Raw genomic sequence first — 16,109 nt, 5'->3', positions numbered from 1 at the left:
ATGGCAGTCTCGCAAAAAATCCAGCGACGGTGGGCCCATATCGGGATGCACGCTTTCCTCATACCCTTTACCTTACTGTGGCTGGTTCCGATAATTATGATGATCGCAATTTCGGTTCGACCCGCTAGCGAGGCATATGGGGGTGGCCTGTGGGTAAGCCATCCGACGTTCAAAAATTACGTGGATGTGTGGACTTCAAACAATCTTCTGGTATACTTCAAAAACAGCCTCATCATCACCGGCGGGAGCGTTTTATTGGTGATGCTCTTGGCGTCAGCTTGCGCATACGCCATCTCTATCATCCGGTTTAAGGGGTCAAGCACTTTCTTTCTAATGATGCTGCTGACGATGATGCTGCCGGTCCCCGCAATTGTGGTTCCTTTGGTGCAAATCATAAAAAACCTCGGCCTGTTAAACAACTATATGGGATTGATCGGACCTTATGTTGCACTTGGCATTCCTTTTGCTACGGTGATTATGAAGAACACCTTTGACAACTTTCCGAAAGGAATTGAGGAAGCCGCCAGGATCGACGGGTGTTCTGACTGGATGATCTTTTGGCGAATCGTTTTACCGCTCAATAAGCCAGCTCTCGCGGTTATCGCGATTTGGCAATTCATGACGTCCTGGAATGAATTTATCCTCGCCATGCTCGTCATGACCGAGGTGCCCATCAAACCCCTCATTTTGGTACCGATCATTTATAACGGAATTTACCTGGCGTATCCGGGTCACTTATTCGCCATCCTCGGAGTCGTGACCATCCCGATTATCGTGTTCTATCTGGCGTTGCAACGGAATTTCATCAGCGGCCTGACCGCAGGAGCGTTGAAGGGTTAAGAAAATGATATTGCGAAATGCTATCGCAATCTAACCAGGAGGCATTATTTACGATGAAAGAAATTATCAATCAGAGCGAAGCTTATTCAGAAATGATCAACGAGATGAAAAAACTATTAGCCGATACCATGCACCGGATGTACAAACGCGGCTTTGTGGTAGCGGCGGAAGGCAACATCAGCCTGCGTCTGCCTGACAACCAGGTCCTTATCACACCGTCGGGCCTCGATAAGGCAACCGTAAGCCCAGAAGACATGGTCCGTGTCGACCTTGAAGGCAACATACTCGAAGGGAATTATAAGCCGTCGTCAGAGGTTCACATGCACCTGGCCGCTTACAGGTTGCGGCCAGACGTCAACGCTGTAGTCCATGGGCACCCTCCATTTTCTACAGGATTCGCCGCCGCCCACACGAGTATCCCTTCCAGCATTCTTCCTGAGGTTACCGCTCTCCTCGGTGACATCCCGCTGGTAGAGTACGGCACGCCATCATGCGAGGAGCTGGCCAAGAAGGTGGAACAATACCTTCCGTCATACGACTGCTTCTTGCTGGAAAACCATGGAGTGCTAACTCTGGGGAAAAACATGCAACATGCTTTTCATAGGCTTGAGATACTCGAAAACGCGGCTAAAGTTACACTAGTTGCGCGATTTCTCGGCGGAGAACGCCTCCTGCCCCAAGCAGAGGTGGATAAACTCCGTCAAAAGAACGGACAATCATAAAGGCGCTGTAGTAGTGGGATCCCAGGAACAGGCAGGAATAGATAAGCAGCAAAGGCCAAGGTGAGAAAGTAAGGAGGAGTTCACCGTCATGAGTCTCATGGGGCTAGATATAGGGACAACAGGATGCAAAGCCCTGGTCATTTCCGAGTCGGGAGAGCTAATCAGTCGCGCTTATGTCGGTTACCCCTTGCTTCACCGCAAGCCTGGTCTATCGGAATTAGATCCCGACGAGGTTTGGAGGGCGATTTGCTCGGTTATCCGACAAGCGTCGTCGAACGCGGCGGCTGCCGGCGACCCCATTAGAGCTATTGCGCCTTCCGTCCTCGGCGAGGCCGTGACGCCTCTAGATGAGGTAGGCCTCCCTCTCTCCCTCTCCACAACATCAGCGGATATGAGAGGGGCTGATGAGATTCAAAAGCTCGGCGCCGACATTGGGGTGGAGAGTCTCTTTCAAATTACGGGACATTCCAGCCACCCTATGTTTACCCTAGCGAAACTACTTTACTGGCGTCATACAGACCCCGCCCTCTATAAAAAGGTATGGAAATTCCTCTGCTGGGAGGATATGCTGTTCTACCGCCTCTGCGGCCGTTGCGCTATAGATCATTCCTTAGCTGCACGCACCCTTTTGTTTGATATAAACAAGAAGGCCTGGTCAAATGAAATCCTATCGGCCTCTGGTGTTGAGCAAGAAATCCTTCCAGAAACCCTACCGTCTGGTGATGTAGTAGGCTACGTTAGCGAAGAAGCCAATGAGAGGCTGGATCTCGCCCTGCCCAGGCGCTGCGCCCTTGTATCAGGGGGCTGGGATCAGGCGTGCGCCGCACTGGGCGCAGGCGTAATTAAAGAAGGCATAGCTCTTGACAACACAGGGACAACCGAATGTATCGCCGTCGTGGCCAGGGACGCCTCCATCTCTCCAAAGTTACGCGAGGGGCACTATCAGGTAATCCCCCATGTAGTCCCCGATCTCTACCTCATCTCTGGGGGAAGTCTGGTGGGTGGGGTGCTTCTCCAGTGGTACAGGGATACCCTGGCGGGACACGAGATCGCTCAAGCGACAGAAAAGGCGGTCGATCCCTATGAATTGATTCTCAGCCAGCTCTCTTCAGCCCCTTCTCCGGTCCTGGTCTTGCCCTATTTTGCGGGAGCCGGCACCCCTATGTTCGACCCTGATGCCAGGGGGGTAGTCTGGGGTCTCACCTTGGCTACGACCCGTAAGGACATCATTAAGGGCTTGATTGACGGCCTGGGGTATGAGTTACGGCGGAATGTTGAATTCCTCAAAGGCTGCGGGGTCGCAGTAAACCGCCTTCACGTAGTAGGCGGCGCGTCACGCTCGGAATTCTGGGTCCAGCAGAAATGCGACGTAACGGGATGTGCTGCATTCGTGCCAGGCATCAGCGATGCAAGCGCGCTCGGAGCCGCCCTCCTTGCGGGGCACGGCATGGGCGCATTCGACTCATATGACGCTATTATATCAAAAATGGTGGACCATGCTCTCGAGAAGAGGCCCGATAAAAATATTTATGAACTATATACAAAAAGCTATATGCTCTATGAGAAGCTAGCTTCATTGGCAATAGCAGCGCTGGGGTAGTAATCATGGTCATATAAAACCACGTCATGCTCTTAATGTTCGTCAAGATTCGGCTCCAGGCAAATTAGGTAAGACTTAACTTAGCTATCCTGTCAGATACTACTTGACGCATGGCGTCTTCAGCTCGTTTAAGTGCCTCCCGCGCATCTATCCTAGGCTCCTTGAAGGCATCTACTAGCGCATCCCTGAATGCGACTCTCAGAGCTGAACCAATATTGATCTTACCTACCCTATGTTCCCGCGTCTCTTTCAATTGCGCATCGCAGATAGCACTCCCGCCATGTACCACCAACGGAATATCTACACGCCGTGAGATCTCCGCCAGCCTAACCATATCGATCTCAGGTGACTTCCCTACCAAAAAGCTTCCATGCTCTGTACCCACGGATACCGCCAACGCGTCGATCCCCGTCCGCCGGACAAATACTTCAGCCTTTTCCGGGTCGGTCAATTCTTCTCTAGTCCCACCTTCGCCGACCCCATCCTCATCCTCTGTAGCAAGCCGCAGGCTTCCCACCATACTCTCGACGGAGACACCGACTGCATGACAGAGGTTTACTGTCTGTTTCACCACAGCAATGCCTTCTTCCTCTGATATATCCGATGCATCGATCATAACAGATGAGAAGCCTGCTTGAATGCAACGCACCACGCTCCCCAGGCTCGTCCCATGATCAAGGTGAAGACCTACGGGAATATCCACCTTTTCAGCCTCAACCTCCGTCAAAGCTGCCACCGCATCCGCTCCCATGAAGTTTAGATCAGGCTCGCCCACCGAGACTATCACCGGTACCCCCGCTGCATCAGCCGCCTTTACGACTGCCCTTATTGATTCTGCATTAAAAACATTAAATGCTCCGACTATGTAATTATTGGCCACTGCATCATTTAAGAGTTGTGCCGATGCTGCGAAAATCATTCCTTATTGCCTCCCAGGTATTTGATCAAAGTAACGTAATCTACCGCATCCGCTTCCTCTGCCTATCTCTTCATATCGGATTCCCAGTCAAATCAAATCCCCAGTCAAATTACCCCTTAAGGCCTGTCATAGTGATGCCCTCTATAAATCTCTGCTGTAACACCAGAAAAGCCACTATCGTCGGTAGACACGCCACCATCGATGTAGCCATGAGCAAACCATATTCCCTGGCCTCCGCAGCCTCGCTAAAGCCCGACATGAGGCTTGCAAGCCCAACAGGAAGGGTTATCGATGCCTCGCTCTGTGCCACTATGAGTGGCCAAAGGAAGTTGTTCCATGAATTCGCAAGGGTCAAGATGGTTAACACAGTAATAGCAGGACCGGATAGCGGTACAATTATCTTCCAGAGAATCTGCCAATTGCTACATCCGTCTATTCTTGCGGCTTCACCCAGTTCCTTCGGGATGCCCTTAAAGAATTGCGTGAGCAAGAAAACCCCTATGGCCTCCGCGGCCTGGGGTACTACTATACCAGTCTTTGTATCGATAAGTCCCATCCAGTTTATGAGTTTGAACATAGGCACTGCCGTGGCCTGGCTCGGTACCATTATAGTCGTAAGCACTAGCATAAAGAGTAGATTCTTACCCCTGAATTCAAGCCTCGCAAAGGCAAAGGCAATCAATATGTCGCATAGAAGCGTAAGTATGAGTGTAAATGCGGCAATAAGCGCGCTATTATTTAACCAGGTAAGCAAGGGCAGTGAACTGAAAGCCCGAGAATAATTCTCCAGGGTTATCGGGTTAGGTATCCAACGTATAGTCTGTTCAAAAACTGCACCCCGTGCCTTAAGCGACGTGGAAAACATCCAAGCGGTCGGGGCTAAGGCCAGGACGGTGACAGCGCCCAACAGAATATATAAGAGCAATGTACGAAACTCCTTGACCGCAAGACCTGTACGACCCATACCCATGACCACTCCCCTATTACCATGAGTAAGCCTTTTAGCTAAACCCCGAGTATATCTCCGTGGGTCTCATCCGATTCTAGGAATAATATGTCTATAGAGCTATTGTCATCACTCTACATTCTGTCTAAGAAAACCGAAGACGCCAGCGGACATGACAAGTATCACAATGAATAAAACCACGCTAATGGTTGCCGAGTACCCTAAATTAAATAGTCTAAAACCTGTAACATAAAGGTGTTGCACAAGAGTTAGCGTGCTATATCGGGGACCTCCCCCAGTCATCGTATATACCTGTCCGAAAACTTGCAGGGAATAAATCACTGTAGTCAAGACTACAAAGAATGTAGTAGGTCTCAAAAACGGCACTATCACCTGTGTAAGGCACCGCAAAGGACCGGCACCATCTATCTCCGCAGCCTCAATGAGCTCCCTGGGGACATCTTGGAGGCCAGCCAGGTAAATCACAGTATTATACCCTATAGTCCACCATACTGTGGCAATGACTATCCCTATCATGGCGGTGGATGAGCTCGTGAGCCAATAGACCGGCCCTATACCCAGAAGCCCCAGGTAATAGTTTAAAATTCCGAACCTGCTCTCGAGGATCCAGCGCCATAAGGCGCCGACAACAGTGACCATTATTACATAAGGCATAAAAACCGCCGCTCGTGCGAATGCACGACCACGTAGCGGTTGGTTGAGCAGTAAAGCGAGAAGGAAGCCACCAATGATCACTACCGGTCCAACCAGCACCAGGTAATAAAGGGTATTTCGGAGGGCCACCCAAAAAAGCCGATCCGTCAACAGGTGATGATAGTTTTTAAGCCCAATGAATTCCCCTCCCCCGACAATATCAAGCCTGTATGCGCTCACCAAGAAATTCGCTATAATCGGGCCGAGCTTGAAGAGAAGGAATATAACAAAATATGGGGCCAGAAATAATAATGAGGAATCCAGAGCTCGTAAGAGAACTCGCCTAAAAGCCTGTTCGCGATTGAATGGTCTCATCCACTCTACCCCTCTCTGCCGATATGCACTGCGTCTAACCTGTCAGCTACACCCCAGGCATCCAGCGACGTTCGCATCTACCCGGAGCGAGGGGCGCTTGAATAGGGTGGCAGGCATCATCGCCTGCCACCCCCGCCTCCCTGGCATCCAGCATCCAGGCATTCTGTTATAGTCTTCTCTAGGCCTCACTCTAGCTGCAAGCATTAACTACAGCCAAGCAAGGAAGAATATCCCCGCTACTCGAGGATTGCGTTGACCTCCTCCGCTGCCTCATCAAGCGCCTCTTTGGGGGTCTTCTCGTTGAGAATAACAGCAAAGATAGCGTTGAGGACCGGCGACATCTGATTATCCGAGCCGAAACTTGCATTTTGCACCATCAGGGGTTCATAGCGGATCGTATCAGCCTGGTCGATGAAAGTCTTATAATACTTGTAGTCAACCAGGTTCTTATATGCCTCGCTCGCTATAACCGATTTCGACGCCGGAATCTGGCCTGCGGCTCCCCAATCCACGCTGTGAGCGATAATGTAGTTCAAAAGCTTGATCGCCGCGTCTAGCTTCTTTTTATTCGCCTGTTTAGGAAGCGTCAAAGTATGGGAACCGGCCCACACCGCCGGCTTCTCAAATATCTTCGGGAATGGAGCGACTGTCGCCTGAAGACCCTTCTGCTCCTTGATACCCGGCACCCACCATGGGCCTTCGATCAGCGTTGCAACCCGCCCTGTCAGGAAATCCTTATCGATATCGCTCTCGTGGGTAGGAGCAACCTTATAGGTGTAGATTAAATCATGTAAAAACTGCAGCGCCTTTACGCCTGCCTCGCTATTAAAGGCGGCCTTGGTGCCGCTCTCATTCAAGAACGACCCGCCCGCCTGGAAGAGCAGGCTGTACCAGTATCTCATAGTATGTGGGTGGTTTGACCCGATCGCGATACCATATTGAACAATCTTGCCTGAACTATCCTTTACAGTAAGTTTCTTCAAGGCGTTAATGAATTCTTCTTTACTATCGAATGTTATATTAGGATCCAGGCCGGCCTTTTTAAACAAGTCAACATTCTTGTAAATCGCCATCGGGTGATAATCTAATGGGATACCATACTGCCTGCCCTTATAGAATTGACCCTGCCAAACGGAAGGCGGGAAGTCGCTCGCCTGTATCTTGTTTTGAGCGGCGATATCCTCAACAGGCAACAGCATTCCCCGCGAGGCGAATTGAGATATGTCCGCTACATGCATCGCCAGCAGATCCGGACCGGCGCTCGTCCCAAAGGTGGTACCGAACTTGGTAAAAACCTCCGTCCAGGGAGCGGTGAAGAATTGCACGCGGATATCAGGATTTTCTTTAATAAAATTAGTCACGATCTTCTCCATGCCGAAACGATCCGGGCCAGTCCAGCCTCCCCAGAACTTAATGGCGGTTGGACTGGCAGCACTTACCAAACCTGCGCACAAAAGGGTTCCTATGATCACGCCGACTATTATGATATGAACTGCAATCCTTCCGAAGTGTCTCATCGAAAACCCTCCTCATTTTTCTATCATTTTATTTTCCGCTTTTCTGCATTTAACACTTTTACCAAAATATTCTTTCTTAGCACAACATTCCTTTCAAACTTAATAACCCCTCCTTCCCCGACTACCAGATACGACATGTTGTTCCAATAAATCATCTTCGATCATCTCCGGCCTCACTCTGCAGGGTAATCGTCTCTGGCAGCTGCAAATTGAAGCAACCTCAAGGCTGTAGCCTTATCGGTTATGAGCATGTTAACGAATCCCCCTCTAAGCGCTCCAAGGATCGCGTTAACCTTATGCAAGCCTCCAGCCATTGCGATAGATACGTCCGCCCGACGCAATTGTTCCAGTTCGATCCCTATTATCCGGTCGTTTATGTTCAATTTGCAAGGCCTTCCATTAATATCAAAAAATCTCGAGCAGATATCACCTACAGCCCGTTCATCTTTTATCGCCTCTATATCCTCCCTGCTGAAATAGCGGGTATGCAGCATGGGAGGATGAACGTTCTCCTGATATCCAAAAGCTCCTATACCCACGAGGGCGACATTGAGCCGTTCCCATAGTGAGGTCGCAGCCTTAATATTCGCATCGGATAACAACGCGCCTTTGATTTCACTGGATCCGACCAGAGCGGGGGCATGAAGCGAATGCCATATACCGCCCAGCTTAGCATGAAGCCGGCGAGCAAAGTCATTGACCTGAAAGTAATCCTCAGCCTCTCCGAGCCCGCCTATCAAGGGAACGAACGTCGCATTCCTCTCAGGCGGGCTGACATTTTGAAGAGATTGAAGGAAATTATATATCGTCGTTCCCCAGCCTACCCCAATGGTATCTTTATCCCGAATGAATTTCATGACAAACTCCGTGGAGGCCCTGCCGATATCCCTGCTGATCTCATCGGGAGAATCGGCCCCGCTTGGGATCACCAAAGCCTCGAGCAAACCGAAGCGATCCTTGAGGGCCCTTTCAAGCTCGCTCTGATCCTCAAACGGATCCGATATCCTAATCTGTATAAAACCGTCGTCGCGCGCCCGTTTAAGGAGCCTGCTCACCTTGGGCCGGGACAAATGAAGTTGCTTCGCGACCTGCATCTGTGTGAGGCGATCTTCATAATATAATCTCGCAGCGCGAACAACCAGCTCTAATTCTCTTCTTTCTTCATTTATCGACTGCACTAAAAACCACAACCCCTTTTTAAACTCGAGGACACTAAACCTGGGAGGTCCGAAGGCACCCTGACGCTGACACTGGTTTGAACGCATGTTATAGACTTTATTTTTGTTCTGATCATTTGTTCACGCATAGATAATATTCAACATCAACATTGAAACTCCTCCTGCCTACTGATAAAATTTCTGTGCCAACCCCTTGAAATACTGGTGGGCTCGATATAGAATAAAACTAAATATAGTTATATACCCGACCTTCAGGGCAGGGTGAAATTCCCGACCGGTGGTAATGCGGAGAGGCAGAGTCCACGAGCCGCTCGAGCGGTTGGCCTCGAGCGGTCGACCTGGTGAGATGCCAGGACCGACGGTAGAGTCCGGACGGAAGAAGGCGAGATTATTGTGATTTGATCTTGCTTGATTTGCCCTGAGGTTAAACCTTAAACCCCAGGGCTTTCTTTTTAGACCGGGGTTTAGACCGAAGTTTGGACCGGGAGGCCGCCGCAACACGGTCTTCGGGGAATCAAACCAGATCGGAATGAAATGAATCAAAGATGGTCAGGGATCAAGGATGATCAAAAAAGACGATCGAAGATGACAGGAGGGCATAGATTGATGATGAACAGGACAAAGAAAATCGCAATGCTGGGCATCTTCGCAGCTATTTCCATCGCGCTCGCGCTTCTTATCCGGTTTCCCATTTTCCCGGCGGTCGCAGATCTGATCTACGAGCCTGCCGACGTCCCCATACTTGTCATTGGCTTCGCTCTAGGGCCGGCAGCCGGGCTGGCCGTCACCTGCATAGTGGCTATACTTATGGCCCTGCTTACAGGCCTCGGTGGGCCATTCGGCGCCCTGATGCACTTCCTGGCCACAGGCGCCCTGGTTGGCACGGCAAGCGTAATCTATGGAAAGCACCATACAAAATCAGGTGCGGTCCTGGCCCTCGCCGCCGGCACGCTGGCGATGACACTCGTGATGATACCGGCAAACCTCATCCTGACGCCGATATTCTACGGGATGTATGGATGGTCCACGGCGAAGGTAATGAGCGTAATCTGGTGGATCATCGCGTTCAACCTCGTCAAGGCGGGTATAAACTCAACTATAACCTTCCTTCTCTATAAGCGCGTGGTTGGCTTCGTGAGGGGGGCAGCCCTCACGCGCCGGCATGGTCGTCAGGTCGCGGAAAAAACATCGCTCTAGCGAATTCCTCCTGGAACCGCGGGTGACTCCCCAGCTCGATGTATTCCACGCGGCCGGCAAGCGCCTCAGCGGCCATGATCTGCGCCTTCGAGAGGAGCGCCATCTTCGCGCCCGTGCCGGCCGCGTTCCCTACCCCCCTCACCCGCTCCAGGGGGATTTGGGGAATCAACCCCACCGCCCGGGCGCTTTCCTTTCTCAGGTAGTTTCCAAATGCCCCCGCCAGAAGCACCTCTGATATATCCTTGTCCTCCACGCCCATTATTCCCTTTAGAATCTGCGTCCCGGCAAATATCGCCCCCTTGGCCAGCTGGAACTCGCGGATATCTCGCTGGGTCAGGACAACAGACCCGCCAGCCCCGCCAGCCTTGTGATCATCCGCAAGATCATCTGCAAAATCCTCTATAAGGACAAACTCAAGCCCGCGCCGGCCTTCCCTGACCCGCCTCGCTATCGCAGGCGGCAGGCGCCGCCCCGTGAGCTCCTCGCATTCAAGAGGCCTCAACATCCTCCCGGTCTCCTCGATAATGCCCAGCCTGAGAAGCCCCGCGACCGCGTCCAGGAGGCCTGACCCGCAGATGCCGCGGGCAGGGGTCCCCGGGCCACCCACGACACGGACCTCGACATCATCGTTGATCTCCACCCACTCAATGGCCCCTGTCATGGCGGGCATTCCCTGGCTTATGCGGCTTCCCTCAAATGCCGGGCCGGCGGCGGTCGAGCAGGCTACAATCCGCTCCCTGGACCCCAGCGCCATCTCGCCGTTTGTCCCCAGGTCGATCGCAAGCCTGAGCTCGTCGCCGCGGTAGAGCGATGTCGCGAGGATAACCCCAACAGTATCAGCCCCGACAAATCCCCCTATATTCGGCAACACAACCACGGGCGCCGTAGGGTTGATGCTGATGCCGAGGTCGCGGGCAGGGACGGCAAGCAGGCTCTTGATAACCGGGACGTAAGGCGAGACGCCGAGCTGGCCCGGGTTCACCCCGAGAAAGAGGTGGTGCATGCAGGTATTCCCAACAACCGTCATTAGGTATATATTGTCCTTCTCGATACCAGAATCCCGGGTCAAATCATCGATAATTGAATTGAGAACCCCGATGATCTTCTCCTGCAGCCTGTCGGTGCCATCAGGGTTATCCCTAGCGAACCCGATCCTGGAGATTACATCATCGCCATATGCCGCCTGCGCGTTCATGCGGGAGGCCACGCCGACCTCCCGGCCGGTGACCAGGTCCATCAGGAACCCTGCAACCGTTGTCGTCCCGATATCAAACGCCACGCCATAGCACCTGTCTGTGGTGTCGCCTGGCTCTAGGGCCAGTATCGTTGCCATTACCGTTGCCGTTGCCGGCGCTTCCGCCTCGAGGGAATTCAAGACCGCTGTAACCTTATAGTCAGCCTCCTGGATTATGAACGGCATACGGCGTATCACATCCAGGCCAGCGGAGACCCGCGGGACCCGGAGCCGTGGCGTCGCCGCAACCTTGCGCTCGAGGCGCTCGAAATCAGCATCAGTATCATCGAGCGAAGGCAGGTCGAGCTCGAGGTAGACCTTGCGCACGAGCGGGTCCACCTGAAGCGCATGACCATGCCCTTGCCCTTGCTCCTCACGCCCATCCCCCACCACGCCCGCAGTCAAAATCTGGGCCCTGGTGATCTGAGTCTCAGAGGGGATCCTGATATCCACGTCGCCGAGGGCCCTTGCCTGGCACGCAAGCCGGAGGCCGGCTGCAAGCTCACCGGGGGATAGAAAAGCCTCTTCGCGGGAGGTGACGGGGCTGAGCTCGCCCGAGGCGTAGACGCGGCACTTGCCGCAGGTCCCCTTGCCGCCGCACGACGCCCTGATCCGCATGCCCGACTGGACTATGGCGTCAAGCAGGGTCGTCCCTTCCTCGACAGATATTTGCTTCCCGCCCCGGCCTCGAACGCTCATCTGCCGCCTGTCTCGCAGCGCCTCGCTTTTACCCCAGCTACCTTCGCTTTCGCCTCCCGGACCACCCTCCTCCTTGAGCCCTTCTCCGCCGGGTTCCCCGCTTACGCTTATGCTTATCCTGACAACCTGATCTATCGCTATATCCCTCTCAGCCTTCACAAATAACTGGCGCAGAATGCCCCCAATTCATTTTCATTTTACGAGTTTTGGAGGATAAACGCGCCCATACCCTCCTTCTGTAAACTAGCTGGCATGCCTCCGACCTTGGTCGGGGGTAATTGACCGGTACACATTATACACTATACACTAAGTTTGCCATCCCTGTTGGCCATGATATAATTCATGCAAAACTCGTCCCTACCCAGCAGGGCCTCGGATGCATATACCGCCGCCATGATCTCCTTGTCGAGGGGATCAAGGATGGCGCCATCAAGCCCGGCACCCATCAGAATGCAAAGGAAGGCCCTATTCAAGAGCTTTCGGAGGGGTAGCCCAAATGACACGTTGCTGAGCCCGCAGATGGTGTGGACCCCCGGGATCCCCTGCATGATCCCTCTCGTGGTCTCGAGGGTCTCGACCCCATCCCTTGCCGAGACGCTCACGGGGCGCACCATGACGTCCAGGTAGATATCGTCCAGCGGGATCCCATCCCGAGTAAGATCTGCGACCAGGCGCTCAGCGATGGCGATCCTATCCTTGGCGCTGTCGGGGACGCCGCTTTCGTCCATACACAAGGCTACAATCGATGCGCCATATTGCTTGACGAGAGGCGTTATTTTTTCGTAACGTTCCTTTTCGGCGGTCACGGAGCTGACCATCGCCTTCTTACGGCATGCCTTGAGCGCAGCCTCGATGGCAACGGGATTCGGGCTATCGATGCAAAGCGGGACATCGACAGCCTCCTGCACGGTGTTCACCAGCCAGACAAGAGCCTCGGGCTCCTCATTCACGAGTGTGCCTGCGTTTACGTCGATCATGTGGGCCCCCGCCTGAGCCTGCTTTGACGCCATATCTTGAATAAAGCTCACATCGCGCGCTTCAACCGCAGGTCCAACCTTGGGCCTGCTCGTGTTTATGCGTTCCCCGACAATCAGCATACCCTTCTACCGCTCCTTTTCCCTGATAGAATACTTTTTGTATTAAAGGTTCGACTTCCTAAGAATTCGACTCCGCTAAAAAAACTCCTCTTTCCGCGTGCTGATGTCTTATGACCAAAAAGTTATGGCATACCTCGAAACAAAACCACAAAACAGGATAACTTGCCACTATAGACTCGGGCTAGCGATGTTCAGGTTGGACACCCAATATATTGTATGGTAAGATTAAACCATCACAATATATTGGTATTGAATGTCGCAAAAGTTCTCAAGACTACAAGTTCCTAATACCAAAGGATTAGGGGGGACCAATCTCTGTGTCCGGGAAAGCGAGGCTCTCTCCAAATGCCATGACCGTCCTCGAACGCCGCTACCTGAAGAAAAAGGATGGAAAGCCCGCAGAAGGCCCTGAGGACATGTTCCGGCGCGTCGCCGGCAACATCGCTCAGGTTGAATCCAGGGTTTACGGCAAGACCGAGGGAGAGGCAAAGAAGATAGAAGAGGCATTTTTCGATATGATGGTTAACTTGGAGTTTATGCCGAATTCCCCGACCCTCATGAATGCCGGCCGGGAGTTGCAGCAACTCGCCGCGTGCTTCGTCCTGCCCGTGGAAGACTCCATGGAGGGGATTTTTGATGCTGTAAAATATGCAGCGTTGATCCAGAAGTCGGGCGGGGGCGTTGGATTCGCGTTCTCTCGCCTGAGGCCGAAGGGGGACGAGGTCTCTTCCACCGGAGGGGTGGCGAGCGGCCCGGTTTCATTCATGAAGGTCTTCAACGCCGCGACAAACGCTGTGAAGCAGGGCGGAAAACGACGCGGGGCAAATATGGGGATCCTCAGAGTCGACCACCCGGACATCTTCGAGTTCATAACCTCCAAGCGCGACGATAAGGAATTGACCAACTTCAATATATCTGTCGCGGCGACCGACGCCTTTATGGAGGCTGTAAAGGCAGATGAGCCTTTCGACTTAGTAAACCCAAGGACCGGTGAAGTTGTAAAGACCGTGCGCGCCAGGGATATTTTCGATGCTATCGTGGATGGGGCCTGGAAAAATGGCGATCCAGGGATCATCTTTATCGACAGGATCAATAGAGATAATCCTACCCCCCAGCTTGGAGTCATAGAGAGCACGAATCCTTGCGGGGAACAGCCACTTTTGCCTTACGAGGCATGCAACCTTGGCTCAATCAACCTCGCCCATATGGTGAGGCAAAATGAAAAAGGGAAGCCGGAAATAGATGACTCCCATCTGGAAGATACCGTAAGACTTGCGGTCCGTTTCCTGGACGATGTCATAGATGCGAGCCGCTACCCCCTCGAGCAGATAGAAAAGATGGTCCACGGCAACCGCAAGATAGGCCTCGGGGTGATGGGGTTCGCGGATATGCTGATCAAGCTCAGTGTCCCCTACGATAGCGACGAGGCCGTGGAGAAGGCGCGCGAGGTCATGAGCTTCATCCAGCGCGCCGCGCGCGACGCATCAGCCGACCTGGCCCGGGAGCGCGGGCCATTTCCTAACTTCAAGGGCAGCATATATGACGTGCCCGGCGGGCCCATGCTCAGAAACGCCACGATAACCACGATCGCCCCCACTGGCACGATAAGCATCATAGCAGGCTGCTCTAGTGGAGTGGAGCCTTTGTTCGCCGTCTGCTATGTCCGGAACGTCCTGGATAACGACAAGCTTATAGAGGTGAATCCCCTCTTCCAGGACATAGCGAGGGAACGCGGTTTCTATAGCGATGAGTTGATGAAACGCATCGCTGAGGTTGGAAGCGTCCGGGGCATCCCTGAGATTCCAGAAGACATCCAGAGGCTGTTCGCAACGGCTCATGACATCTCGCCCGAATGGCACGTGAGGATACAGGCGGCATTTCAGGAGTTCACAGATAATGCGGTCTCAAAGACCGTCAACCTCAGGCACGACGCCACTCGGGATGATGTCCGCTCGGCGCTTATGCTCGCCTACGAGCTCGGGTGCAAGGGTATCACGGTCTTCCGTGACAGGAGCAGGGAGTCCCAGGTGCTGCGGGTCGAGGGCGAAAGCCCCCAACCCGCGGATCGGGAAAAAGCCCTGCAGCATGAGGAGGGATACGTCGAGAGGGTTCCTAGAAAGCGGCCTCAGGTAACCTTCGGCCGCACAGAGAAGGTCCGCACAGGGTGCGGAAATGTCTACGTAACCGTGAACGAAGACGAGCACGGCCTCTGTGAGGTCTTCACGTCGATAGGCAAATCCGGGGGCTGCGCCTCAGCCCAGTCGGAGGCCATAAGCAGGTTGATCTCCCTGGCCCTCAGAGCAGGGGTTAAGCCTGAGTGGATTATCAAGCATCTACGCGGGATCCGGTGCCCATCCCCGTCGTGGCAAAAAGGTGGGCAGATCATATCGTCGTGCCCTGATGCCATAGGTATCGTCCTCGAACACTACATCCGGTCAACCCGGGGTCAGGAGGGTGATGCGGCGGCAGGTGGCGCCAGCCCGGCGGCTCCCAGTCCTGATCCTGACCCCGACCCTGAAGCCGAGAGCGGGCCTCCTGACAACTGGGATGGTCTGACTGGAGCCTGTCCCGAGTGCGGCGGCCACATGAGGCACGAGAATGGATGTTCCACATGCATCCTCTGCGGGTATTCTAAATGTAGTTGAATTGCAGTTTAATTGTAGCTGGATGTGGTTAGCAATTGGTAGTCGGATAGTCAAATAGTCGGACGCAGTCGACACCGCCCGCTATCACAGGCTTCAACCCGCGCCGCGCCGCAGCGCACGGCGTGTTTGCGATTGCACACCTAAACCCCCTTTCGCGTATGATATATCGGCCCACAAGGGCGCGTGAAAGGGGGATGATTGTATGCCCGAAGCTAAGTTCGATGGCTGGTGGTGGTGGATTATAATCATCATCATCATAATTTTCCTCTTCTGTTTCCTATTCCCGTGGAATTAACAAAACCGGGAAATAAGAAACAAGGATGATGAAGGGAACAAGGATGATGAAGGGAATGAAGAGTCCCGGGTACTACCGGGACTCTTCATTTTATCTAAAAACAGTTTATCTAAAAACAATTATTATCCAAAACAGAGGCCAACTATTGACATATGTTTTGATTATCCAAAGCAGGATTTACATAAACCGAG

At 53.0% G+C, this 16,109-nt stretch carries 12 protein-coding genes and 1 riboswitch; of the genes, 5 read left to right on the top strand and 7 right to left on the bottom strand.

Features of this window, described 5'->3' with window-relative positions:
• The 3 genes from HPY71_09870 (at position 1) to HPY71_09860 (ending at position 3,162) form a co-directional block, all read left to right on the top strand.
• Positions 1-840 (top strand): carbohydrate ABC transporter permease, encoded by an 840-nt coding sequence (locus HPY71_09870; GenBank protein NPV53814.1) that lies wholly within the window; start codon positions 1-3, stop codon positions 838-840.
• A 104-nt stretch (positions 841-944) separates the two neighbouring features.
• Positions 945-1,562, top strand: coding sequence for a class II aldolase/adducin family protein (locus tag HPY71_09865; protein ID NPV53813.1), 618 nt, complete (start codon positions 945-947; stop codon positions 1,560-1,562).
• 88 nt (positions 1,563-1,650) lie between these two features.
• Positions 1,651-3,162 carry a hypothetical protein gene (locus tag HPY71_09860; protein NPV53812.1) on the top strand — a complete coding sequence of 504 codons (1,512 nt, stop codon included), beginning with the start codon at positions 1,651-1,653 and terminating at the stop codon, positions 3,160-3,162.
• A gap of 64 nt (positions 3,163-3,226) precedes the next feature.
• Here the strand turns inward: HPY71_09860 and HPY71_09855 are convergent, their stop codons facing one another.
• The 5 genes from HPY71_09855 to HPY71_09835 all read right to left on the bottom strand — a co-directional run bounded on the left by HPY71_09855 (position 3,227) and on the right by HPY71_09835 (position 8,751).
• Positions 3,227-4,081 carry a class II fructose-bisphosphate aldolase family protein gene (locus HPY71_09855; protein ID NPV53811.1) on the bottom strand — a complete coding sequence of 285 codons (855 nt, stop codon included), beginning with the start codon at positions 4,079-4,081 and terminating at the stop codon, positions 3,227-3,229.
• A gap of 109 nt (positions 4,082-4,190) precedes the next feature.
• Entirely contained in the window at positions 4,191-5,045 is an 855-nt protein-coding gene (locus tag HPY71_09850) for a carbohydrate ABC transporter permease (protein ID NPV53810.1), read from the bottom strand.
• A gap of 111 nt (positions 5,046-5,156) precedes the next feature.
• Entirely contained in the window at positions 5,157-6,056 is a 900-nt protein-coding gene (locus HPY71_09845; GenBank protein ID NPV53809.1) for a sugar ABC transporter permease, read from the bottom strand.
• Positions 6,057-6,292: 236 nt separating this feature from the next.
• Positions 6,293-7,573: an ABC transporter substrate-binding protein gene (locus HPY71_09840; protein NPV53808.1), complete on the bottom strand. Its 1,281-nt coding sequence runs from the start codon at positions 7,571-7,573 to the stop codon at positions 6,293-6,295.
• 173 nt (positions 7,574-7,746) lie between these two features.
• Entirely contained in the window at positions 7,747-8,751 is a 1,005-nt protein-coding gene (locus tag HPY71_09835; protein ID NPV53807.1) for a sugar-binding transcriptional regulator, read from the bottom strand.
• Between the two features lie 243 nt (positions 8,752-8,994).
• Positions 8,995-9,138: riboswitch (FMN riboswitch) on the top strand.
• Between the two features lie 219 nt (positions 9,139-9,357).
• Between HPY71_09835 and HPY71_09830 the strand changes: the two genes are divergently transcribed.
• Complete coding sequence (locus tag HPY71_09830) at positions 9,358-9,948, top strand: ECF transporter S component (GenBank protein NPV53806.1); 591 nt, start codon at positions 9,358-9,360, stop codon at positions 9,946-9,948.
• On the opposite strand, the gene HPY71_09825 is transcribed toward HPY71_09830, so the two are convergent.
• On the bottom strand, positions 9,902-12,040 hold the full coding sequence (locus HPY71_09825) for a DUF4445 domain-containing protein (GenBank protein NPV53805.1): 2,139 nt from the start codon (positions 12,038-12,040) through the stop codon (positions 9,902-9,904). The genes HPY71_09830 and HPY71_09825 overlap by 47 nt on opposite strands.
• Positions 12,041-12,180: 140 nt before the next feature.
• Complete coding sequence (locus tag HPY71_09820) at positions 12,181-12,978, bottom strand: methyltetrahydrofolate cobalamin methyltransferase (GenBank protein ID NPV53804.1); 798 nt, start codon at positions 12,976-12,978, stop codon at positions 12,181-12,183.
• Positions 12,979-13,328: 350 nt separating this feature from the next.
• Between HPY71_09820 and HPY71_09815 the strand changes: the two genes are divergently transcribed.
• Positions 13,329-15,623, top strand: a complete 2,295-nt coding sequence (locus HPY71_09815; protein NPV53803.1) for a vitamin B12-dependent ribonucleotide reductase — start codon at positions 13,329-13,331, stop codon at positions 15,621-15,623.
• Positions 15,624-16,109 lie beyond the last annotated feature (486 nt).

It is taken from the genome of Bacillota bacterium, assembly GCA_013178125.1.
Lineage (GTDB): Bacteria > Bacillota > SHA-98 > Ch115 > JABLXJ01 > JABLXL01.
Note: the sequence above shows the minus strand (reverse complement) of the source record. Positions and strands in the feature narration are given on the sequence as shown.